The following is a 23,336-nucleotide window of genomic DNA, read 5'->3' as shown; positions in this document are numbered from 1 at the left end:
AGGTACCTAGTCGATGGTACCTTTTTCATGCACTTATTACTTCCTCCAAATTTGACATCCTAATTCTCTCTGCAACCTTGTAATCGGCCAAATAAGCCAAGGTGTGGAAATAATCATTTTTACCCAGTTCGCGGCGATAAATTGCAGGTACGATAAATAACTGAATCCCGCCAATGCTGGTGGGCATAGCTAAGCAAATTAAGAAATAGTATGGAACAGTTAGCGTTAAACAAAAACTTACGCAGGTTAGTGTTCATGTGGGGACTATGCGGAGCGGCGCTTGTTCCTGGCGTTGTAATGCTTTTGATAATAGCGATGACCATTCCCCTTATGATCGAGGTGCCAAGTTTTACCATCGACATGGCGGAATATTGGTTGGGTGACACACTCAGGGCAATAATAAGTCTTACGTGGCCGGCGATTCTGAAAATTGGCTTAATCATTATGGTGTCTGGCTACATCGTCACTTTTGACAAATTTATTCAGGCGAACAGGGGAGAAACGGGGGAGGGCGTATGCGCACAATAGAGTTGGAATTGACCGGTGATGACTGTTCGACGATTACCCAATACAAAACGCCGGTCGAAAGAGCAAAAGGTTATACCGGCCGCATTATTATCAATACCCAAAGATTGGCTGAGCTTCACGAAGAAAATGCCTGGGCGCTGGTACAGGTCGCGTTGTTCAGAATCAAGCATGGCTCTAAGCAATCAGGAAAAAAACAAATATAAATATACGGCCAGCTTAAACAGCGAGTTGTTGGACTCAACCAGTCCCTCACTGTGCCTTCGGATTGAAAATGCAGGGACTTACGTTCATTCACAGGTAAATATATTAGTTCTTCGATGGGAAGCAGTTGCCAGAGCGAGGAGTTTACTCGGATACAGGGCCTCGTATCCAGTGAATTAATTAAATTTCCCTAATTTAACAAGCAAGATTCTCGAAGTCTAATTTTACTTTATAGTACATTCGTAATCTAGACTATGGAGTTAACTCAAATATAAAACAAAATACCCTAAAAGAAAAACAACTGAAAAGCAGAACATCATAAACAAAGGAACAGGGATTTTTTGTTTATCTTTTCTGAAATACCTATTGAGGTAAAATATGCCTGTCAATAAAATAATAGAAAAAGCAGAGGTTAAAGCAACGATGAAGAAGTTAGCGAGACCAGTCCAGCCTCCTGAGAATGAACTTCCTATGATGAAGAAAGTCATTACCAAGAGGCCAAGTAACAGGCTTAAAAGATTTAAAAGCCTAGTAAGCATACGTAATCAATTTCCAGTCGGTGCTAAGAAGCAAATCTCGTAGCGCTGAGAAGAACCAAGGCTCGTTTCAATTATATAGACTTTACATACATAGTTTACATTATATTCAAAAAGGGTGTTTACTACACCAGAAAATGTTTCAGTCAAATTAAGGTTATAGTCTTGGTGGCTCCATGGCTCCATGGCTCCATAGTGCAGCTTGGTTTACTACTATTTATGGACACTGAGCAGTAAGCATCGCGAGCTTCTTCTGATTGTTCGACAAAATCAGCATATTCATCGGCAATTTCACGTAAAGCTTTTCTGGCTATTGCTCTTGTTAAAAGTGAACTTGAATTGTAAAGAGCGTCTTCAATAACACCATATAAATCCTCTCTGAAAATTGCATCGCATAGGGCTTGTGGTTGACCCGAGTCGTAACAGCTGTCATGAGCAGCGCAGGCGGGTCCAAATATTCCGTCCGGGATAAAGCTAGCTTTTTGAGGATTTCCGGAAGGGCCGCAAGCCAGACCCATTGACCCATGAATTTGGCTTTGTGTTGATAGAGGGAAAGCAGATTTATCGGCTAATTTCATTGTGCTATCAAAGGACGTTGTGTTGTTTAGATAGCCTATGTAGTAATCTATAATATTATGGTACATATCAATAGCATCGAACGCTTCTTGTGGTACGGAAATAGGTACTGCTTGGGTGCCGCCTAGCATCGGCTCATAATACAACTGAAATGCTTTTACTTTCGAGTGCCTCAAATTAAACACTAAAACTTTTCCACTATTAGCAACGTTAGCTGCTCTTGAAAAATCTGTTGAAGAAGAGCAGGTGTCACAATAGGTAATCATAAAATCATCAGCTGAAGATGCTGAGCTTGAAAATGACAATAGAAATAAAGCTTGCAATGTAACTATTCGAAGTATCCATTTCATTAAAAATCTCCCTTTGGTTTTTCTTAAGGGTAGATTAAAAAATAAACAAGTCAACATTTTTTTTAAAAGTACTTGTTTAGTTTTAATTGGTTAACAATATTACAAATATTGCTGGGCATTTTCGAATTTAACAAGAAGTAGGTTCTACGCTGAAAAATTGAAAGGTGCCGTATGTAAGCTCTAGTAGTTAATTAGAAACAATTTTTATTTAAAATATGACTTTCAGTGCGCTCATTAGGCATATGCTAGAGAAAGCAATAAGCCGGTATAGAGAAGATGCCACAGTTGAGGTTCTCGAGTACTACACAGAACAATAGCCAACAGCTAATCACTTAAAACGAATACCGCCCCCGGGGCGGTTTTTTATTGGTGGTGATTAAGGTTCCCTCACATTCGCCCCCAGCCCTGAATCAGTCACATTACCTATGAAGCAATTAGCCAAATTAAGGTATAGGAACATTATGAAAATTCAGGCAGTAGTAAATGAAAAAGACACATGCGTATTTGAAATTCAGCAGGTATCCAAGCTGCGGGAAGTAAGGGTCACCGTCAACTACAAAACCGGCGCTATCACTTATAGCGACCCTAAAGGCCGCATGACGAATGAGGAAAAAGCGCTGTTTGTAGAAGGTATCCTGACAACACTTGAGAAATGTGTTCAAAACTGCCTGTCTCTTATGAAGACGAACCCAAGCACCGCATTAAAGAATCTGGTGAAAATGTGGCAGGGGCAACAGAAAGCTATTCGGGATGCGAACGTTTATATTCAGTTGGCCAGCTAAACCAGACTTACTAAGAAGCCGCCCCCTTGGGCGGTTTTTGCTTCCACCGGATTGGTCACCGGCTCTCCCTCTGACACATTCTCCTTAACGCGATCATTAAGGACTCACCATGTTAGAGACATTCAAGAAAATCAATTTCACCCCCGTTGCCGGCTATCAGTATCCCATTACTGTCACGTTACCCTGCGGTAAAACACTACAAGGTATGGCTCTTTGTGTTGATGATGTGGTTTGCAATGGCATCTATGAATTCTCCGCTGGCTTTAACAGTCTTGAAATAGGCGCATTGAATCATTTGGATGAGATTGGCGATATGCTTGATCACGATTTTGTAGAAGAAAGCATTTTATATGGACTGAATGATGGTGGATGCATGCAGGTACGCACTAACTATGGATTGGAATGGGAAGTAAGCGACCAAGGAGTTCCGGTAACCACCCATTAACGTATAAGCAAAATCAGCTGGGCTGTATCAGCGGCCCTTACCTTCCTTTAAAATCGACAATCACCACCCCCGGCATACGTTAACCCCAGATAAAGAAAAGGAGTTAACCACATGTCTGTATATGTTTTAGATAATCACGAGTTCGCAACCCTGGCTACCTTTTTGGTAAACACCACCAGCAGCGAGGCTATTAAAGCTAAGGGCGTTAAATCCATTGCTCACACATTACGTGAAGCAAACATACAAAGCTTTATGGGTCGCTATGACGCTGACAGCTATGAGCGTGACATCATCAACCTGAGCATTGAAAGCTTGCCTGATGCAAAAGAGATTTTCTTCATGGCTCGCAACCTGGTTATTGAGAGCGTTGAATGGCCGGACTACTTCAAGTCAGAGGCAAAAAAATTAGCCGATGAGATATTGCGCTTGTCACTATGCCCGAGTGTTGCTGGTGGTACTCAGACATTCAACGTAACTATTAAAGAGCCAGAAACAGCAGCAGGCAATATCATTCACAACAAAGGGCCGTTCGGGGGTGAAGGCATAATCGTAGGTGCCAGACGTGAAGCTGGTGGTTATATGCTGGGTACCGGCAAACTATCCGGACTGGTTTGGGACGTTATCAAGCTCGATGGTTCGAACAGAAATTTTGTTCTTACCCAGTGGCATGCTGAGTCGTGTGAGTTCGCTGAGTTAGATTTATTACCTCTGATGCCGGTAGAGGCGGTTGAAGGCCTAAGAGATCAAATCCTTGAGCAGCGACTAACTGAGCAGAAGGCCAGAGAAGAAGCCATTAAGGAAACACAGAAGCAAACAGAAGCGTTTCGCGCCCACTGCAAAACCATCATGCCAGAGAAAACAAAAGCCATCATCATCGCCAACCTGGTCGAGGATGATTCAGACTCGATGAGCGACTATCACGGCAGCACCACTAAAAAAACAATCTTGCTTGCATGGTCTAAACATACCCGGGATATATTTTCAGAGATGCGTAAAGCGGCCGCTAACCATCCTTCAACCGCGGCATTAAAAGATGCCCCTGATGAAGCAGAGCATCGTGAGAAATGGTCGATGGGCGGTGGCTATTACCTTAAAGACGGTTACCGTCATTCTACCGGCTGGGAAGTTCGCAAGGTTAAACTGTACGATGAGCGCAGTATCCCCCTTGCAGAATTAGCAGAGTGTCTGCAGCCAGCGAAAAAGACTCAGGCGCCCACACCCCAAGCTACAAAAACTGAAACATGCACCCAGGCTCCGGATACAGCAGACGGTTACATCAACATCGAATACAACGAAGAAAAAAACGGGGTAGAGCTCCGCTTTCAGGAAAAGCCAGAAGGAGAGATTCTGGAATCGTTGAGAACGGGTCCATTCCGGTTCCACCGTAAAGGGCGATTCTGGTACGCCAAACAGTCAGATAAAGCAGAAGCAAACATCGCGGTCATTCTTGGCCACATCTCTAAAATGCTTACTACCTGTAAAAAGCCGCACTCGGAAAAGACTGACGAAAAGCCGGCGCCTGAATCCAACAGAGAACCTGCCACGCCGATCACAATGAGCTCCATCCTGTTCGGTTAAGCCCTTCGGGGCTACGGCCCCAATTCACCCTCTAGCTGGTGGTTTGAATAAAACGTGAATATGCATTGAATAGATGCATAAATGTTAAAAATCTCACGGGGATATATCACGCATTCCCGCATATGTATTCAAAACAATAAAAAGCACGGTTCTTATCCCTCCCGGTACACACAAATATTCCCACCAGATATAGATAATTAAGCATGGCCAGAACAGTGCACCAGCCAAACTCTTGGCATCGATAAGCATCAACATACCTGCTATCCAATAACCCATAAGCGCAGCAAGCTTTACTACTAACTCACGTTTACCATCATTAAGGCATGGGCTACGAACATCAAAAGTAATTCCGGTCAACTATTCCGGTACCAGCCCAGGAGCATTGGGTATTTAGTAATGAGGTAGGGGAGAGGTAAAACAAATAGGAGAGACACCGAACACTTATCAGGATCATCTCCTAAGGTTCGCAATGAGAAGTTACCCACATCATCTACAGATACACAATTCAGAATATGAAAAGGCATGTTTAGAGCAATACCATTTTAGTGAGATATGCTGGCCTTAAATCATGAATCAAACTGAGCTGGTGGATCTGACCGGCCACCGCGGTAACGCCTCCCAATTCGCTATCGCTACTCGGGGGCGTTTTCAAAAAAAACACCATCCGAATTTCAAAACACTTCTTCTATGTACGGTCAAATACTGAGGAATCACATTCTGCGGCTTGTAGACCTTATGGTGCTATTTTTAGTGTTTAAGGCTGCCCGGTCATTTTTGACACCAGGTGCCCGCATGAAACTGATAAGCACCACGCGGGGGGTGATAAACGCGCAAACCTCTCGATAACAATTTTCTGACTCAAACTATGTCATACCCCTATTCGCTATCGCTGCTCGGGATATGACAATTTTTTGTGACTGCTACACAGCTTTGTCCCTTTTCGCTATCGCTATTCGGGAACAAAGCCTCAGATATAAGCGCCTTCGTTTGCCATTTATTTTCTTATATTCTTTTTTCTAGCACTGTTTGAAAGCGTTTAAGATGTTTTTGATTATCTGTGTGCTGTTTAAGGGCAGAGGATGTTTTGAAGAGTTCTACGGTCTGACAAACAAAGATTATCAATCAGTCCGGTCAGTAGCAAACCTTGTGTGCAATAAATAACGCAAAATCAGTTTTCCTTTCGGCCCTTCAGTTTTTCCTACTCCCCTTGTTACTGGACGCTTTTTGGGACGTCCATTTTATAGTTCTCAGGCCGTCCAGTAAGGTATTCGGTTCTGCTTGATAATGTGTGTCTACCAGCCTGCAAGGCAATTAATCTCACGCTTACATTGTGCATGCTGCAATAGAGCGTGGTATCACCATATCAGCGCATAGGAAAACTAAACAGTCGGTGTAAGCTAGTTTTTCTACTCCCCCCGTTACTGGACGTCCAGTAACGGGTTTTATATGCCATATATTTTCACTATTTAGGGATAATTCACTAAAGTGACGAAACGTGCTTTTCTTTATCTTAGGCTTGCTCCAGTTAGCTAAAAGAGAGGGGCAAGGTGCGTTAATTAAGCATTGAGAGGGAAAAGTCATAATTGCTGTATGACGGGCAAAACAACCCAAGCGGGAGGCGTTTGAAAAGCGACAATGCGTCATTGCGCCAAATGTATTTTTTAAGTACGTTTGGCGTCCGCATGTATTTTTAAGGTGTCCCATTTGTACTTTTAAAGTACGTTTGGGCGACGCAGCTCTGTAAGTGCATGTTTTAAAAGTGCTTTTGTGGGGTTCCGTTGTTTTTGCAGCGTTTTCTGTCTGGTATACAGTTGAATGACAGTAAATTTTTCCTGAAAAAGGTTTTTTTCAAATGAGTATCTTACATAAGCCACATTCACCTAACAGCTGGCTAATCCCGGATAGAGAGTTGGACGCCATGATGAAGATGTTTAACAAACAAAATGGCGCTGGCTTGGACGACCCAATTGATATTAGGGTACGCAATCAATTTTATAAAATGGAAGCTTGTGGCAAACGCGTTTATAAGGATGCAATGACTAAAATAGGTGTAGAAGTATGAAAAGAGGAAAACGTAAAATGGCATTTATAAAGGGGGAAAATGTATCTACCTTTAAAAATCTTTCAACTTTGCTCGTCCAGGTTTTGATTTTTCTGAGTTTAATACAAGGTTGCTCAGGCGATGAGCAGGATTCCAACGAAAGCATGTCTTCAGATACCAGTATAGCCGATGATTTTTTATCCGAAGATGAATTAGCAAAGCTATTAAAATTTTCTAATGAGATGCCCCTTACGCTTAGTGGTTATTTCGAAAATTATACGTGGTCGTGGTCAAGCTCTATGTCCCGAGAGCTAGGAATGCAAAATATTGAGTCAAATATGAAGGACTTTCCTGAGTTATACCAGTCGACTGAAAATGTATTTGAAGAATGGAAAAACAAAGGGTGGAAACATAGTGATCAATATAGCGTCGATGGTAACGGAAACATTTCGGTAGCAATCGTTAAAGATTACTTAGACAACAAACATTTAGGGAAAAATATAGGGGCTGCTTACGGAATATCTAATCAGCAACTTGCTCACATGATTATATTGTCTAAAGGTTGGGAAAGAAAATTTCACGAATCTATACAAAGTAGAGCAGATATGAAAGTGACTGAATAGTGAACCTTTTGTTACCGGCGATTGAAGTATTTTCTTCAAGTCGTCCAGCCAAAAAGGCTTCACCTATGCTTATTCGTGATGTTTCCTTTCCAAAAAGGCGGCAAACCCTTTAGAGAATTTAAGAGGGGAGCGGGTCAAAAGCGAGGTCTGGTGATTTGAAAGCCTTGGGTTTCAAGCAATTTAGGTAGCTTGAGGACGTAGATTGATGGCTAAGGTTAATGATTCTGATTTAGGGCTGGAGTATCAAATACGCGAGCGCATTGTCAAACAAGCGGCAATTTGGCGTGAGCTAGTAAGTATAGTGTGAGGGCAGTATGGAGCAAGTTCGCGTATGGCATCAGTGATTAAGGCTCTCCGGATTAGATGGACAGCACTTGGAATGATAAATTTATTGCGAAGTTTTCGTAGGCCATCTAATGCTATCCCGCTTAAAGGTTCCGCATATTGTTAAAGATAGTGCAACGCTGGCGCGTGGGTAGAACTTTAAATGAGTCTACCCGATTCACTCTAAGCTGAAACGCAAAATTAGACATCTAGGTAAAAATCTATTTCACTGGCCCATTATTCATTCGTAGTTTGGCTGGGTACCCTCGCCAAACTACGCGTTCCAGTACGCGTACAACCCGCTGCGACGGCAGGTTTAAATCAATCACAATGGCCAACGCTTCACGGTTGAAGTTATCCACTAGGTTAAACGTTCTGAAGCGCCTGCCGCATTTCAGGCTGTCACACATAAAGTCCATCGACCAGCAATGGTTGGCCTGAGCTGGAACCGCTAGAGGCTCTGGGTTTCTTGCTGGTAGGCGTCGTTTCCACGTCGGCGTTTATTCTGCTTTAGCTCGCAGTAAATGCGATACACACGCTTATGGTTCCGGCCGTGACCCCAGCGTTTTAGGATTTTAAATAACTAGCTGAACCCGTAAGCGGGATAGCGTTCAACGGCTTCCTGTAGCTTTGCGATGACCTTGTCATCGCGCGCTTTATCCGGCTGATTACGATAGACCGAGTCACTAATGTCAACTACGCGACACGCCATCCGCAAACTAGCGCCATGCTGCTCTCGCGCATAATTCACTAGTTCATGTCTGATCGCTGGCTTTACAGCTTTTTTCAAAGATATCTTTCAATACCCGGTGTTCCAGGCTGAGATCAGCAAACATCGATTTCAGCCGCCTGTTCTCGCGACAAGCTCTTTCAGACGCTTGATGTCCGAGGCCTCCTAGCCACCATATTTGACTTTCCAGTTGTAGTAGGTGGCGTCTGAAATAATCAATGTGTGCTTTAAACCTTGAGTTATGTGACCTCCTAGCTGAACATAAAAAACACCCTTACGATCAGCCAGATGGTCAGACACCATGGGGATATTTATGTAAGTATGAAAGGGCTGCAACTTTTAATTTGAGGGTAACTAATAAGAGAAATTTCATACCTGCTGAGAAAAATCAGGGCAAATGATGCATATTAGTTGAGGTGAACTTTTTTAGTGGGGTTTGTGTGAAGTAATGTTATTCATTTTTTCATTCAACAACGGCCTTACCTTGGCTACATCAACATCGTTAGCTTGAACTTTTGCTTCACGAGATCTACCACTCTTTTTGCGTCCGTAATGCTCTGTAGCTGTAAGGTCGTTCCCATGACCTACAATAGCTGCGATTTGTAATAAGGAATAATTGTCATCTGCTTTCAAGTCTGCGATGCACTGGTGGCGGTAAGTATAAAGGCTGATAAAGCTCGACCGACCGGAGAAAAGCTTTTTAATAACTCTGGAGAAAGCGTGCCTCAAAGCATCGTAGTACTGTTTGTAATCAGTAGACTGGCCTGTAGGGGTTTCCAAAGAATTAGCATATGCCAGAGAAATTTTAATATAAAGCAACTGTTTCTTGTTCAGCTGTGATAGGTCGACGTGCCTTTTAATACCAAAAGAACGTCCGTTAGTCTGTTTTCCATTATGTATGTGAAGCATTGGCCAATTACCAGAGTAATCACCTAATATATTACCTTCACTAATAAACTCTGTTGACGAAGAATAAAGTTTTGCGCCATGTAACTCGATTGGACGCATCCCAGTAAGTAGAATGCACTCCGTATAAGAGAGCAGTTGCCTTCCCCATGTATTCGAAGATTTAGCCATTTTTTCTAGCTCAAATCTTACCTTGTCTTCCTCATTTTTAGTCAGGCTTTTCTTTTTCCGGCCACTTGTATTAGAAGACTTTGAAAGAGCTCCTTCGGGCTTCATGACTTGCAGTTTTTCTATCAGGTCGTCTCGATTCACTTGCTCGAAATAGTAAATTAAAGAGGCCTTTTTTTTGAACCAAGTGGCCTTGCTGATTGAGGTTTTCTCGATTAAGAGCTGTTTAAGCAGAGCATCAGGAAAGTGAGGTGAATTGTGAGGACAGTCCACTCTTCTGGCCATCGTGACAATGCGAGATGTGTACTCAGTAATCGTACCCTCTGTTTTAGTTCTTTCCTTCATTTCTCTCGCTCACTTTAATTGAATGATGGAAGGTACGCTTCGAAAGCAATGTTCACCACCTAATAATGCTAATAAATCGGGTTTCCGGTTTTGCTCAGAAGATTAGCTTTGTATTGTTGGCCTCAAGACTTAGTTGAGAGACGCCATTCGTACTTTTAAATGCTGTTTGGCGTCTTTAAGGAAAGGAAGGGACGCTTAATTTAGCATCGAAAGACGCCATTCGTACTTTTGATGTATCTATGGCGTTTTGAAATCGGCTATTTCAGAACTTAAAACACATGTGCAAGACGCCATTTGTACTTGGCGAGGCCCTAAACATCATTTGGTGGGTGAATGAGAAATTTTGCGATTTTAGTTGTGGTAGGTGTTTTTTTTCAGGGGTGTACAAATACACCACAGGAAGTCGTGCCTGAAAGAGTGAGCCCAGTTGAAGCGAAAATAAATAGTTTAGCTGAGATTGTTGTAAAGCGAACGACGCGAATTCAACAACTCCAGGAAGCTAATTATATTGCTATTAACGGCCAGGCTCCCAAAAGACCTGACTTGGACTTACTGCCTGTTTTAAAACAGGTCAAGTCACTGGGTAAACAATATACTGGCCCGTTGGATACCTTTATCAAAAGACTGTCTGTTGTATCAAGCATGAATCCCCCCCGGTTTCTAAACGTTAAGCCAACGTTCGACATAATCGTGACAGTTGATACTGATTATAAGTCAGTTTTCTCGATGTTAGAGCAAGTTGGTGCTGTGACTGGCTCCAGAGCTGATGTTTACTACAAAGCAGCTGAGAACCTTATTGAAGTTAAGTACGCAGACTATTAATGATGAAACGATTCATACCGTTATTAATATGTTTTTCTTCAATTGCGTTTGGGGCTGAAACGGTAAATTTTCCTCTGACACTGAAGGAAAAAGGGAGCGATGAGTCGCGGCTTGTAATGAAGTCTATTTTAGATGCATCAATAGATAGTGAAACGAACCTGAAGCATGAAAAAGATGTGGGCGAGCGCTTAAAGAAGGTGACTCAGGCTGCGTTCGACTGGGGTGTCAAAGAGGGACAGTACTATTTCAACAAGATTAACCAAAATCAGCTGAATAATTACGATTCCAAACTTCAAGTGTTAGCAAATTTCGCTCAATTCATAGTAGATGGAAAATTGCTGTTACCGAAGGTTGTCATCAGCGAGCGCCTTTTTCAACGGATAAATGACAGCAAAGTAAGAACAACTGGATTTTCCTACTCACTTTTTGAGCCCGCTAAAATTATTACACAGCCGCCCACATGGAGAGATTACCTATCAATTGCTTTGCAAAAGCCAAGCAAGCCTTCAGCTTTATTTCTGCCTCGTTCGAAGCAAGAAGAGTCCGTATTTAGATACGAATTTGAGCGAGGCTGGGAATACGGTCGAGAACAGGCATCTATTATCTTTGAGGAAAATTACAAACGTTTGGAACGCGATTTAAAGCTTCATTTCAATTTCCTAGACCTGGCAATGACGAACGTTTTAAGAATGCCCTCGCTTCGCTCTACAGATCCTACAGTCGTGGTCTCTTCTGACGGGAAAACATTATACGGAAATGATGTGTTTTATAGTATCGACCAGCAAAGTACTTTTGAAAAACTTGATAAGTGGAAGCCAGTGTTTATCGAGGGGGGCAGATGATTGAGATTCATAATCGCTTTACTCGTGATCAACTGGACACATCGCTTAGGTGGGCAGTGAAACATGCAGTAAACGATTTAATAATTGAAAGTGGATCTCCATTGTGGGCAAAAAAAAATGGTGTCACTTCGCCTGTTTCAAACCGACCAGTTAGTCAAGAAGAGATTTCCCAGCTGCTTCAAGATTTGTACCTTGCCAGTGGCCCAGATCATCTCACTAAAGGAAAATACCTGAGGTTCGCTTACGAAATATTGATAAATATCGATGAGAAACATCGCTTCAGGGTGACTGCAACAGGTGTCAAATCAGAGTTTAATGACAATGGTATTGAGCTTATCTTTAGACCTTTTCCTAAGATGGCCCCCCAACCTGATGAAATAGGTCTACCTAGGGAATTTGTAGATTCTTTTGACTCAGACTTTGGTGTTGTGTTTGTTTCTGGCCCTACAGGTTCTGGCAAATCAACAACTATCGCTTCAACTTTAACTGAACGAATACTAAGTAAAAGAGAACGAATTCTGACAATAGAAGATCCTATCGAATTTGATTTTAAAAACATCCCCAACCGAATTGCCAATGTAGTCCAGTCTGAAGTTCCAATGCATCTCATTGACTACGAGACCTCGACAGCAAATAGCCTGCGTCGCTCGCCTGACATTATTTTTTATTCTGAGGTAAGAGAGGCATCTGTTGGGCAGGAACTACTTAGGGTCGCTAATACTGGACACTTAGTTGCTACTACGTTGCACGCGAACACTGCTGAAATGACGCTTCCAAGGTTTGTTGACATGTTTGAATTTGGTCAACGGCCAGTTATTACAGGTGATTTAATTGAGTCTATTAGAGGGATTCTCAACCAACGCTTATTCAGAGCCCCTGACTTAACATCTCGAACAGCAGTGCGTTCATGGGTGGTTTTTTCTCAATCTATTCGTGATGAGATGTATGACAAATACGCTGAAGGTTCATCTTTTCGTTTAAAACAGCAAGTAGCGAAAGCCGTAAAAGACCATGGGCTAAGTTTTATTGATGATTTGCGGGCTAAATTTAATGACGGCCAAATTGCTATCTCAGATTTCGCACGTGCAATACAGAGTGTAGGTGAGCCAAAAGACTTACGGATCATTGGGTCCAAGCTTGATGAGTTTATGGACAGAGGTTTCATTGATGAAAATGACTATAAATACTGGAAGAGAATTTTGTGATTAGACCTAATGCTCGACCCAATCATGCTGCTACATATCAGCTGTGGAAAGCTGGAAAGAGAGCAAAAATGAATCTTATGATTACAGGTTTAGATTGGCTATCAGTTGTTCCATTTCCCTTTCTCTATTTTTTTTCGAATTACTGGTACTTAGGATTCTGTTTGTCCTGGGCGACCATGTTTTATTTTTTAGAGTTATATCGCATGACACCTGTCCAGGGTTCAAAACGCGTTCGCTCAATTATTGCGGGGAATACACGCTTTGTTTCCCGTTATTCCAAACGTCAAAGGAGATTCTCCAGTGGTAATTAAAGATTTGTCGCAGCTTCCTCCACCCTATGAATTTGAGGATGGTATATACCCAGTGGTAGTTGACAATGGCTACGCTCAACAAAAATGTGCTTATTGGGCAAACGTTGAAGGTAAAAAAACACGAGTGAATTTTATTGTTCCCAGCCGGGCACAAATGGGCCGGATCAATGTTGATGTTCATGGTGAAGCATCTGGTGTGTATACCGTTTCAGGTTCAGATTACACGGTTGCAGCAGATATTCGTGAGCCAGAGGTAATGCGTTCCAAAAATTATGCTTTCTCTGAAATCAACTGTGCTTTAGTTCACCATACATTGGTATTAGCTGGTTTTGGAGGAAAAAAAGTAAGGCTGGCTACAGGTCTGCCCTTTTCTCATTACTTTCGTAACCGAAGTGTTGATGAAACGTTTGTGCAGAAAGTAAAAAGCAGCCTGCTCCAACCTTGTGAGTCAGCTGTCGGAAAAGCGATGCCCGAAATAATCAGCCATACGATATATCCAGAGTCCACTGCCGCAGCAGTATCATATGCATATAATGAGGAAACCGGTGATCTTAAAAGCTTTGAGAACGGCTTAGTAGTTATTGATATGGGTGGCGGTACTACTGATATTACCATTGTGAATGGTGATTTTACTCTTGATATGGATCTTAGTGGTTCCCGGCAGCTTGGCGTTATTGATATTCGTGAAAGCTTAAGAACTGCTATTGAAGCTGCATTCGATGTTTCAGGTATGACAGATAAACAGTTAGACCTTGCTCTGAGATCTGGAGAATTCAAATTATACGGGGAACCAAAAGACATTACCTCTTTGATCGACTCTTCTACACAACTAACAGTTAAGAAGCTCTCTACGCTACTTTCTGAAACGATTGGAGAAGGCGCTTTTCTAGATGATATTTTATTTGTTGGCGGAGGAGCACAGATTCTTTCAGAGGCCTTCAAAGACCGTTACCAGCAAGCACATGTTCCGGCTGAGGCCGAATTTGAGAATGCTAATGGAATGCTGGACTACATGATATTGACTAATCAAGCTGCTTGAACAAAGAAAACATGAGTATTATGGCTAAAAAAGGGCGATTTATCGTCCATTTATATCGCAGTTGCCCTTTTGAAGATGAGGTTGCGAGCTATATTGAAAAGTGTAGCCAAGAGGATATTCGTCACCTTCTGTCTCAGGGGCTTTGGCTTGAAGATTTCATTGAGTTTAACGGCGGAGACCTCAGTGATAGAAGATTTAGCGGTTCACTCAAAGAAGAAAGTGATAACGAACACTCTTTCTTCCTTCGCTTTCCTGGCTCAGACTCAAGACTCTCGATATCAAGAATACAGCAAGCCTGGGAGCGGGTTCAAATGTTTAATACCTTCCCCGGACGTCTGGCATACCTTAGAAAGCTTATATTTAGAGGGTATCTTGCCGAACATGCGTTTGAAGACAAATACAGCGATCTTTTTTCGGCACTCATGACTCAATCAGTGGTCGTCAAGCAATCTGTGAATTTAAAAGCACCACAAAAAGAGTTTCCTGCAGTTTCTAATCCGGATGATATAACCATGAAAAGAGAAAGCGCAAAAGCAAAATTAACGGGGTTAATGTGAAAAAAACAATAAGCTCTTTAGCTTTGACTGTGATGCTTGCAAGCAATACAGCCACAGCAGGTTTCTACATTGATATGCAAGGACTGAATAAGGCCCAGAAAACGATACCCGGTGTTGCAGATGGTTATAAAATGCTTACAGGAAAATATTATGGAATCATACACGAAGTAGGTAAGGGTAACCCTAGCAAAACTCATAGTTTTGGAGATAGCTCAACCATTGCTGATGCTATGTTTATGATTATGCCTGACGGTTGGTATGCGTTTGTTGATGAAACGGTCGAAGAAATTCCTTTAGTTTCTTGGGATGCCAGTCATGACAAAGGTCAGTACTGGACAGACGTACTAGCTGATATTGGCAAGGACTACGGATTAAGGTATGTGATTGATTGGGACCAAAAATTAGTACAAATAGACCTAGAGCCTGACTTCACTAAGCCAGACTATGATGACCCAATTGTTGTAGCAGATTCAAATGATGAGCGGCAAATGTTTATCTACAAGAAAAAACCGAACTTGTCTGGCTACCTCCTGAGGGATGGTGAATACATTCCTGTCAAAGTTTCAAATTGAATACTTCCATCCAAAAAAAAACCTGTGCGAACAGGTTTTTTTTAAACTATTTCAAATCTCTGTTTTGAGTTCCCTCAAGAGGTCCAGGAACGTTTCCGCCTTGGGGGGTTGCTCCTCCTAATCCCTCCGGGGCCTTGGAGATAGTTGATTGCACAGTGCTAAATTGCTGATTTCCGCTATGGACATAACCTTGTGCACCCATTGAGTCGGCGCCGTGGCCCAGTGCCCTAAGTGCCTTATCATTGATTTCATGCATGATAGAGAACACTCGCTCAATAACTGAGACACAAACTGCTATTAGGGCTGCAGAGAGTCCAAAAAAACTAATTATTCCAGTTGTAGTGGTGCTGCTCATTGATTCGGCAAACGGGGTCCACAATAAAAATGTTACGAAGCCCATCATAAGTAAAAGTGGATAAACAACAATGAAGCTGATAACCAACATTGGGAACCGTAAGAATGAGCCAAAGGCTAATATATATCCCTGTTTAGCTCGCTCTCCGACGAATCCATGACCATCTGTAAATGCATGGGAAATGCCGTGTATTGGTGCTAATATTATTTGTTCCAACGCTGCACTGAAAGCTCCTATAACCCCTCCTAACCAATGCATTAGAGGAATGGTCGGCAAGTAAAAGGCAAGGTAAACACCCATCGTTAAAAGGAGCCCAATAAGCAACATAAGGCCGGTAGCAATATGCTTAGCTGAGCCTTCTGCAGTGCCAGTAACAACTGCTTTAGCTGCATTTAGCATAGTTCCAATAAAAGGAATACTTGTAGCATCAACGTTAGCAAGGTTATCACTGACTTCAATAGTAATATCGGCAAGAAGAAGAACTGCAATCAAAGACTCTGCCGTTACTATCATTTCATGACCTAATTCCATCAATGCAAACAGCGGATCGTTAGTTTCTTTAACGAGCGCTAAAGATGCACTAATCAACCATGAAAAGTTCTCATCTTTCTGCTTTGATAAGTTTTGTACATTACCAGCACTACTAATAGTGATCCGCCCACTCTGACCGTTTGTAACCCTGTAAGTTTCGGCCCATATATCAGTTAAATCTTCATGCAAGAGTGCCTTATCGTCGATGGGAGTCGCTTGGACATTCATTGAAGAAAGCATGTTGGTAAAAGATTGTGTACGGATTGAATCAATCCACCATGTGGCACCTAAACCTATAAAGCCAACATCAGAAATACTATAATTGTCCAAAAAAGAGGGAGTTGAGCTGAGATAGTTTGGTAACTCTGAATCAGGTTTTTTTAACTCATCGGTTTTAGCTTGGGCGTATTGTTCTCTGGCTAAAACAATGGCCATCTTATACTGCTCTGAAAGCGATTTGATTCTCAGTCTTGTTTCAGCATGAAGATCTCTTAATTCAGCACTTTCTATTTGCTCAATATAAATTTTATTCACAAAGGTGCTTGCTGGTTTGCTCATATCGCTGAACAATGTTTGTAAAGCTAAGTAATTAGCATTAAGCAAATCGTTCTCAGCTTTGCCATCTGTCGTCATTCGGAAATCAGGTTCACTGAACTTAATGCTGTATTCCCCACAAGCATTTGCTGAATAGCTATTGGATTCAAACCAGCTGTTAGAGTTTTCACCATATTTTATTCCATAAGCGTCTGTTTCCCCATCCCCTGATCCTGATAAGTCCAAAACATGACTTGGTTTAATAATGGCTTCACCTGAATCAACCCCTTCGGCAGCATTTACTGCATGGGCGCATACCAAAGTTTCAAAAGCCTGGGCGGCGATTTTGTCTGAGTCGACGGGCATGGTTTTTCTGTTAAAGGAATCTATTGACATAAATTCAATCGCAGTATCTGTTAGGCGGTTGGCTACTTTCAAGCTATGACCTGTCAGATATATATGTGCAAGTTGATATGCGCAGTAACCTGCCGCCAAAGGCATTACAGATACAAGAGCGATCACCATTCTAACGGGGACACCCGTCGTATCCATTTTTTGCTCATTTAGCTTCCCTGAATGAATTGAACCAAAAAACCACTTGAATCCTCCAAACGCCACCAATAGTGTAGCTACTGCCGCAAGAGCACCGCACCAGATTTTCATTACCGCACCAAGAGTGGTATCGGGTTTTCTTGGAAGCTCACCACCAGATATTATGTTGACGACGTCACCCAAAACCCCTCTAAGAATCTGGACTCCAAGGTCGTTTGTATTTTCAATAATAGGCTCACTTTCATATCCTTCATTACCGTCATCCTGTTGAGATAATGCAGCTCCGCTTACGAAGAAGAGCAAAGCAGCAACAGTAATCTTTAACCAGTTTTTCATTCCAAATGCCTAATAGTGAATTTCCTGATTTATCGCGCTTATTACGTTGTGACACACAACCCGCGGCTTGATAATCCTATTGTCGTGCAGAGAGGTTTCTTTGCAATTTGAAACCGGATTTATTGAGATTATTAGGTAGGTCATGTCTGTAAACATAGAGTTTGATGACAATGCTATTAAAAAACATTGGAGCAGGTACCCACAACTAAAGTCTTTTTTTGACAGAATGTCATTGGCTGAAGTCTGGGTTCTTGATGACGAGATTAATGTAAAAGCTCGTGTCGCAAATTGGGTCGAGTCACTAAATGAGAGAAAGCTGAAAGCTCTTAATGATGACCTGCCTTCGCTGTTAACTGTACTCGCTTTTCAAAGAGTTCAGTCATCTATGTACCTCCTTCAGCGACTTGAACAACGCTTACCAGGTATAACTAATTCACTCACATTTTCTGCAAATAACTTACTTACAAATGAGCAATATAACCGGCCAGCAAAAATTCTACTTGAGAGGCTTGCTGCAGCTCATACTCAGGTCTCTTTGCAGGAGCTTTTGAACAATGAGCGATTAGCGTTGGTTTATGCGGCACTTAATAATGTTAATGACAGAAAAGGGAAAATGTTATGAATCGTCTCAAAGTGATTTTGTTCTCTATGGCATTAATACCAGCCCCAATTTTTGCTCAACAGGCAGGCGGTGTAGCAACCAACGCTTTTTCGTGCCCTTCAGGTGATGATTCTATCGCTTGTAAACAAAAAGAGCAGGTAGAAGCTATTTGGGTAGATATGAATAAATCAGCAACCTATCTCACCGATGAGCTAATTCAAAATCCGGATTCCGCCACTGAGGCCGGCTGCCTGAATGACATCATGCAGCTTGACCTGTCCGTTATCACGGTTGACCCATACGGTATCTGGAACAGTGTCTACGCCGGTCTGAAAGACCAATTAATGAATATGGCCTGCAGTGCTGTTGAAGATAAGCTAAATGAGGCTTCGGCATATTTGGATGCAAAGCTAGAAGCGCCAATGGGATTAGGTAGTGTTTCACTTGGTCAGAGCGGCAGAGTAAATAGCTTTTCAGATATACAGGATTCTCGTGTCTATATGAATGACAGGGAAGCTCAGGAAGCGGTAGTTGAAGAGGTATTCGGTGAATATCCCCGGGTAAATCAGCGACGATGGACAGAGCAAGAAATTGAGCAAAGACGGATTGAAAATGGCGGGCCGAGCACTCGTTCAAGACGTTCTGCGCAAGAAGAAAAGGTAAGATCTGTTTTAAATGTAAATCGGATATTTGGTGAGAGTGACAAAGGAAATAAAGATGAGTAGATTCAGGCTAGCATTCTTATTAGGCACTATGGTTAGTAGTAATGCATTTGCAGGCTGTGACTCGTGCTTGCAGAAAGATATAAAAGCTGCCTCTGCATCAATAAATAGTTCATTGAGCTCACTAAAAACTACCGTCAACACAAATGTTTCTGCTACTGAAACTCTCAACAATACGATCTCTGCATCATCTTCATCGTTAGTGGGTCGCGAATTCAACTCCGAAGTGCACCACTCGCTAAATTAGGCAGCCTTGCGTAATTCATTGAATACCGCAACAGGTTGCCTGAAGCCGAGGCACTTTCTCGGTCTGGCATTTAATGCCCGCTCTATTTCACTAATTTGCCTATCCGATACCGTCCGTAAATCGGTGCCTTTCCGGATGTACTGGCGCAGTAAACCGTTGAAGTTCTCATTCAGTCCGCGTTCCCATGATGAGTACGGATTCGCGAAGTAGATATTGGTTTTGAGCTTCTCAGCGACCAGCGCGTGGTCACAGAATTCGCTGCCGTTGTCCGCTGTGATTGTTCGGACATGACCTCGATATTTCCAGAGCATCCCAACCATGGCTCGGGCCACGTCTGCTGCGCTTTTCGCTGGCACTTTGCGTATCAGGTAAAGCTTACTTTTGCGCTCGACTAAACTAACAATCGCGCCCGTTCCTTGCTTGCCCAGAACCGTGTCAGCTTCCCAGTCACCGAACCGCTTTTTCTTGTTCACGATAGCGGGACGATGCTCAATGCCAACGCGATTCGGGATAATTATCCGCTTCGCACGGTCACCTTTACGATACCTTCTGTGACTCTGGCGCAGCTGTTTGTACAACCTACCGCCACGTAATTTATCACGCTGGACGTAGCGATAAATCCATTCGTGACTGACGTGATGACCGATGATTTTACCTACACCAGCAATCTGCTCAGGGCTCCATTTCTGGTTCAGCCCGAACTCAACAAAGGTAATCGTCAGTTCAGATATCCTGAACTTTGCGGCCTGGCTGCGGCGCTTCAGTGCTTTTGCCTGAGCGACTTCCGGCAAATAGTGGTTATCCCGAATTCTATTGCGATTTACTTCCCGGCTGATTGTGCTGTGACTCACGCTCAGACGTTTTCCGATCTCCCGATAACTGAAACCCTCGCGTAAGTAGGCCTCAATCTGGTATCGTTGTCCCTCGATCAACTGCTTGTAACTCATGGTAATACTCTAATTGTTTGGCGACTTTAGAATACCACCAACAGGCAGTTGATCATCTATCACCCGTTAACCATGAGTGGTGCACTTATTATCTGAATTCGGGGTTTGCTGGAGTCGCAAAACACACAAATGGTGACAGCAATTGATGCCGCTACAAATAAAATTATCTTATCTAACGACAAGCTAAACAAAACAATAATTAATCTTACTGATTTCATGACAAATGAGATATCGCAGGCTATGAAGTCTGAATTCAAGGTCGATGCTTATTTGAGGTCAAAAGAAACCCTGGGGCCTCAGTCACAACCAATATCAGGTGATATTGCAGTAAATAGAGCTCCTTTATTACAACAAGCAATAGTGGATTTTGAAACCAGGCTTGCTGATCACGTGGTGCGATTTAAACAATGGGCTTTGCTAAAAGGTCAAAAGGATAATGGTCGAAAACTCAGACGCCAAGAAGTAGATAAAAAAATAGAAGAATTAACTCCGCAACTTGACAAATTGACACAGAATTTACTGACAGAACAGGAAGTAGAAGACTTACTAACCCTGATTAAGCTCATGATACTTCCTTCACCCAAACCGACCGATACACTCGAAGGCGAAGATGCAGCTGAATACTACCGCCAAATTCAGAAGAAAACTTTAGCCTTTTCAGTATTGGCCCGAGATGTATTACTAAGAGCTCCTTTGATAGAGACTAAAGATTGGAAGATAGGCTATACGAAAGTAAATGATGTTGGTGGGAAGACTTCTTTAACAGAATTTATGTTGTCAGAAACACAAAGAAAATACTTTTCACCGGAATGGCATCTGGATATCAAAACAAAAACAAACACCGGCCTTCTAAGGGAACAGGTATATCAAACTAATATGACAAATTATCTGCTTAATGAGTTGATTGAAGAAGAGCGTCAAACTCTTGGCCTGTTGAGTTTCCAATGAAGAAAACATTCAATAAAACTTTTATTGTGTGCCTAATTTTGATGTCAATTAATGCTAAGGCTGAGGTTGGATTTGGGTCATGCTGCGCCGGAGCTACATGTGGAATTGTTCCTTGCGACTCTACTTGCGCTGGGCCGGCTTTAATTAGATTCGGGAATTCATTTTCCTCCTTGTTAGATGACGTAAGTGAAGAGCACAGATCATTAACACAAGAGACTGAAAGTGTTAGCACTGCTGCGATAGATTTTTACTCTGATTTAGCAGAGCAGAAGTCAAAAAATAATAGAAATACAATGACATCATTAGGTGGATTGACTGGCAAAGTAGTTTTGAGCAAACGACAAACATTAGAAATCTTGAAATCTCAGTATGAGCAAGTTACAAATTTGGTGATAGAGGCAATAAAGGGCCTTTCAAATATTGGCCGGTATGCAAATCACGATAGAATTTTAGGTGAACAGGCCATGCCTGATCATTTGAACCGGCTCAGTGAAGATTCTGATAAGAATTTAAACATTCTAAAAAGCAAAGTAGGGATGAAAATAGATCTCCAATTGTTGATGAGTGGCTCAAATAAAATAAGAAGGAAAATCGAAAAAAACAACCTCAAGGCCTCAGCTAATAAACCACGAATCAATTTTGACTTTTCTTTAGCCAAACTTCTTCTTATTGATGGAACTTACCCTCTATCTCCAATTGATGTTATCAAAGAGTCTTTTCCCTTTGCTGTTCTAATGGGAAAACCTGCCTTATCTCGTGCTTTAGCACAGTTGGTGTCAGATAATTTGGAAATAGGCAGTTCTGGCTCATCTTTCAACCTTAAACTATCGGAAGCAGCTCTAAAGGGTGTAGCTGATACTCAAGAAGTTGCTGAAACTTACTCGCTAAATGATGTTGGTCTTCAAAGAAAAATTTCAATCAACCGACAGATGTCCGAATCTTTACTTTTCCAATTGACCGAGCTTAGAAGGTCCCGAAATACAGTATTGGAGGAAACCGTCAATGACAAAAATTAGTTCGGCGGTAGCAACATTCCTCATTTTTATTTTTTCAAAGCAAGCACTGGCTTGGGAGCCGTGCCTGCCATTTTGTGATAGTGGTTGCAGCGGTGCTGCAATGACTGAAATGGCAAGCGACACGGTCACGTCAATCAACCAGTATAAAAAAGAATGTGCTCAATTGACCAGAAATTTAGCATCTTCCAGCACTGAGTTTGCTGACCTGACTGCTGATATGACGGAAGGTTTATTCTCAAATCACACAAATGCAATTACTGCTCTTGATGGTTTAGTAAGCAAAATAACATTATCAACTACGCAGTCAGCTAAGTTTCATGAGACAAATGCTAATACGATAACGAATACTTTTGTGAAAAATATAAAGGATCTTTCAAAAGTAAAATCTTTCATACATTCCGATGAAAGGTATGGAGAGTTGGGGCAGTACTCTCACCCTTATCTATTTAAAGCGTCATGCCCCGATTGTTCTGTGGAACCTGTACAGGTACTGAGTGACCTTGAAAGTAAGTTGACTAGAACCAAGTCAAAATTAGCTCTAATAACATTTGAATCCAGTGGTGAGGCGAATAATTCGGTCTTGAAGAACCGGCTCCAGAATGATTGGTTGACCACAAACTTTGATTCATCGTTGAGCCCTAATGAACTTGCCCGTATGCACGGTATTTTTATTAAAATGCGGTCTGGCTCCAATGCAAGAAACCAGGCCATAAGAAAGTTAAAGTCGGTTCTGGTAGCTAGTAGGATTACTGAAACGTCCAATAGCAATGTTGAAGGCTATTCGAAACTAAACCTCTCTACTTACCTCAAAGGGACTTCATTTGACTCACTATTGAGGGGTCATGAAGCAAATTCTATTTCAGACGATATGTCAGCTGTTATGAAGCAAAATGACCATGCTCTTTTAATAAGGCAAGCTTTGTCGCAAAACGCAATTAATACCAACCTTAATAAACTAAATGAGGTGGGGAGGCAGCGCAATATCTTGCTAGCAATTAGACTTATTACAAAGAGCGATGACTGATTGCAGCAACTATGCTGCAAACGACTTAGTGTTCTCTGTACA

The 23,336-nt window shown here is 42.1% G+C and carries 23 protein-coding genes and 1 pseudogene; 18 read left to right on the top strand and 6 right to left on the bottom strand.

Going from position 1 to position 23,336, the window contains the following annotated elements:
* Positions 1-210 precede the first annotated feature (210 nt).
* Both FBQ74_RS18665 and FBQ74_RS18660 read left to right on the top strand, forming a co-directional pair.
* On the top strand, positions 211-528 hold the full coding sequence (locus tag FBQ74_RS18665) for a hypothetical protein (RefSeq protein WP_139758230.1): 318 nt from the start codon (positions 211-213) through the stop codon (positions 526-528).
* The gene (locus FBQ74_RS18660) at positions 516-731 is read left to right on the top strand and encodes a hypothetical protein (RefSeq protein WP_139758229.1); all 216 of its coding nucleotides are present in this window, start codon (positions 516-518) and stop codon (positions 729-731) included. The genes FBQ74_RS18665 and FBQ74_RS18660 overlap by 13 nt, the downstream gene beginning before the upstream one ends.
* A 680-nt stretch (positions 732-1,411) precedes the next feature.
* On the opposite strand, the gene FBQ74_RS18655 is transcribed toward FBQ74_RS18660, so the two are convergent.
* Entirely contained in the window at positions 1,412-2,191 is a 780-nt protein-coding gene (locus tag FBQ74_RS18655) for a hypothetical protein (protein ID WP_139758228.1), read from the bottom strand.
* 461 nt (positions 2,192-2,652) lie between these two features.
* On the opposite strand from FBQ74_RS18655, the gene FBQ74_RS18650 reads away from it, so the two are divergent.
* The 3 genes from FBQ74_RS18650 (at position 2,653) to FBQ74_RS18640 (ending at position 4,996) form a co-directional block, all read left to right on the top strand.
* Positions 2,653-2,973 (top strand): hypothetical protein, encoded by a 321-nt coding sequence (locus FBQ74_RS18650; protein WP_139758227.1) that lies wholly within the window; start codon positions 2,653-2,655, stop codon positions 2,971-2,973.
* A 109-nt stretch (positions 2,974-3,082) separates the two neighbouring features.
* A complete protein-coding gene (locus FBQ74_RS18645; protein WP_139758226.1) occupies positions 3,083-3,418 on the top strand; it encodes a hypothetical protein in 336 nt (111 codons plus the stop codon).
* A gap of 111 nt (positions 3,419-3,529) precedes the next feature.
* The gene (locus tag FBQ74_RS18640; RefSeq protein ID WP_139758225.1) at positions 3,530-4,996 is read left to right on the top strand and encodes a hypothetical protein; all 1,467 of its coding nucleotides are present in this window, start codon (positions 3,530-3,532) and stop codon (positions 4,994-4,996) included.
* 93 nt (positions 4,997-5,089) lie between these two features.
* Here FBQ74_RS18640 and FBQ74_RS18635 read toward each other — a convergent pair whose 3' ends face one another.
* The gene (locus tag FBQ74_RS18635; protein ID WP_139758224.1) at positions 5,090-5,353 is read right to left on the bottom strand and encodes a hypothetical protein; all 264 of its coding nucleotides are present in this window, start codon (positions 5,351-5,353) and stop codon (positions 5,090-5,092) included.
* A 1,495-nt stretch (positions 5,354-6,848) separates the two neighbouring features.
* On the opposite strand from FBQ74_RS18635, the gene FBQ74_RS18630 reads away from it, so the two are divergent.
* On the top strand, positions 6,849-7,058 hold the full coding sequence (locus FBQ74_RS18630; protein WP_139758223.1) for a hypothetical protein: 210 nt from the start codon (positions 6,849-6,851) through the stop codon (positions 7,056-7,058).
* Positions 7,055-7,660 carry a hypothetical protein gene (locus FBQ74_RS18625; protein ID WP_139758222.1) on the top strand — a complete coding sequence of 202 codons (606 nt, stop codon included), beginning with the start codon at positions 7,055-7,057 and terminating at the stop codon, positions 7,658-7,660. The genes FBQ74_RS18630 and FBQ74_RS18625 overlap by 4 nt, the downstream gene beginning before the upstream one ends.
* 554 nt (positions 7,661-8,214) lie before the next feature.
* Here the strand turns inward: FBQ74_RS18625 and FBQ74_RS18620 are convergent.
* Positions 8,215-9,017, bottom strand: a pseudogene (locus tag FBQ74_RS18620) (transposase); the annotation flags it as partial.
* Positions 9,018-9,140: 123 nt separating this feature from the next.
* A complete protein-coding gene (locus FBQ74_RS18615) occupies positions 9,141-10,133 on the bottom strand; it encodes a site-specific integrase (RefSeq protein ID WP_139758221.1) in 993 nt (330 codons plus the stop codon).
* 333 nt (positions 10,134-10,466) lie between these two features.
* Between FBQ74_RS18615 and FBQ74_RS18610 the strand changes: the two genes are divergently transcribed.
* The 6 genes from FBQ74_RS18610 (at position 10,467) to FBQ74_RS18580 (ending at position 15,481) form a co-directional block, all read left to right on the top strand.
* The gene (locus FBQ74_RS18610; RefSeq protein ID WP_139758220.1) at positions 10,467-10,955 is read left to right on the top strand and encodes a hypothetical protein; all 489 of its coding nucleotides are present in this window, start codon (positions 10,467-10,469) and stop codon (positions 10,953-10,955) included.
* A complete protein-coding gene (locus tag FBQ74_RS18605; RefSeq protein WP_139758219.1) occupies positions 10,955-11,797 on the top strand; it encodes a type IV secretory system conjugative DNA transfer family protein in 843 nt (280 codons plus the stop codon). Before FBQ74_RS18610 ends, FBQ74_RS18605 begins: the two co-directional genes overlap by 1 nt.
* A complete protein-coding gene (locus tag FBQ74_RS18600) occupies positions 11,794-13,002 on the top strand; it encodes a type IV pilus twitching motility protein PilT (RefSeq protein WP_139758218.1) in 1,209 nt (402 codons plus the stop codon). The genes FBQ74_RS18605 and FBQ74_RS18600 overlap by 4 nt, the downstream gene beginning before the upstream one ends.
* 300 nt (positions 13,003-13,302) lie before the next feature.
* On the top strand, positions 13,303-14,352 hold the full coding sequence (parM, locus tag FBQ74_RS18590) for a ParM/StbA family protein (RefSeq protein ID WP_139758216.1): 1,050 nt from the start codon (positions 13,303-13,305) through the stop codon (positions 14,350-14,352).
* 20 nt (positions 14,353-14,372) lie between these two features.
* A complete protein-coding gene (locus FBQ74_RS18585) occupies positions 14,373-14,909 on the top strand; it encodes a hypothetical protein (RefSeq protein ID WP_139758215.1) in 537 nt (178 codons plus the stop codon).
* Positions 14,906-15,481: a hypothetical protein gene (locus FBQ74_RS18580; protein WP_139758214.1), complete on the top strand. Its 576-nt coding sequence runs from the start codon at positions 14,906-14,908 to the stop codon at positions 15,479-15,481. The genes FBQ74_RS18585 and FBQ74_RS18580 overlap by 4 nt, the downstream gene beginning before the upstream one ends.
* A gap of 46 nt (positions 15,482-15,527) precedes the next feature.
* On the opposite strand, the gene FBQ74_RS18575 is transcribed toward FBQ74_RS18580, so the two are convergent.
* On the bottom strand, positions 15,528-17,789 hold the full coding sequence (locus FBQ74_RS18575) for a DotA/TraY family protein (RefSeq protein WP_139758213.1): 2,262 nt from the start codon (positions 17,787-17,789) through the stop codon (positions 15,528-15,530).
* A gap of 142 nt (positions 17,790-17,931) precedes the next feature.
* Here FBQ74_RS18575 and FBQ74_RS18570 point away from each other — a divergent pair, with 142 nt between their 5' ends.
* Both FBQ74_RS18570 and FBQ74_RS18565 read left to right on the top strand, forming a co-directional pair.
* Positions 17,932-18,411, top strand: coding sequence for a type IVB secretion system protein IcmW (locus tag FBQ74_RS18570; RefSeq protein WP_139758212.1), 480 nt, complete (start codon positions 17,932-17,934; stop codon positions 18,409-18,411).
* The gene (locus tag FBQ74_RS18565; RefSeq protein WP_139758211.1) at positions 18,408-19,115 is read left to right on the top strand and encodes a hypothetical protein; all 708 of its coding nucleotides are present in this window, start codon (positions 18,408-18,410) and stop codon (positions 19,113-19,115) included. Before FBQ74_RS18570 ends, FBQ74_RS18565 begins: the two co-directional genes overlap by 4 nt.
* 240 nt (positions 19,116-19,355) lie before the next feature.
* On the opposite strand, the gene FBQ74_RS18560 is transcribed toward FBQ74_RS18565, so the two are convergent.
* Positions 19,356-20,306 carry an IS30 family transposase gene (locus tag FBQ74_RS18560; protein ID WP_139754917.1) on the bottom strand — a complete coding sequence of 317 codons (951 nt, stop codon included), beginning with the start codon at positions 20,304-20,306 and terminating at the stop codon, positions 19,356-19,358.
* A gap of 129 nt (positions 20,307-20,435) precedes the next feature.
* On the opposite strand from FBQ74_RS18560, the gene FBQ74_RS18555 reads away from it, so the two are divergent.
* The 3 genes from FBQ74_RS18555 to FBQ74_RS18545 are packed head-to-tail and all read left to right on the top strand — an operon-like array spanning position 20,436 to position 23,294.
* Positions 20,436-21,254 (top strand): hypothetical protein, encoded by an 819-nt coding sequence (locus FBQ74_RS18555; protein WP_139758210.1) that lies wholly within the window; start codon positions 20,436-20,438, stop codon positions 21,252-21,254.
* Complete coding sequence (locus FBQ74_RS18550; protein ID WP_139758209.1) at positions 21,251-22,270, top strand: hypothetical protein; 1,020 nt, start codon at positions 21,251-21,253, stop codon at positions 22,268-22,270. The genes FBQ74_RS18555 and FBQ74_RS18550 overlap by 4 nt, the downstream gene beginning before the upstream one ends.
* The gene (locus FBQ74_RS18545) at positions 22,257-23,294 is read left to right on the top strand and encodes a hypothetical protein (RefSeq protein ID WP_139758208.1); all 1,038 of its coding nucleotides are present in this window, start codon (positions 22,257-22,259) and stop codon (positions 23,292-23,294) included. Before FBQ74_RS18550 ends, FBQ74_RS18545 begins: the two co-directional genes overlap by 14 nt.
* Positions 23,295-23,336: the final 42 nt, after the last annotated feature.

It is taken from the genome of Salinimonas iocasae (assembly GCF_006228385.1).
GTDB lineage: Bacteria > Pseudomonadota > Gammaproteobacteria > Enterobacterales > Alteromonadaceae > Alteromonas > Alteromonas iocasae.
The sequence above is the reverse complement of the archived record's forward strand: the minus strand, read 5'-3'. Positions and strand labels throughout refer to the sequence as shown.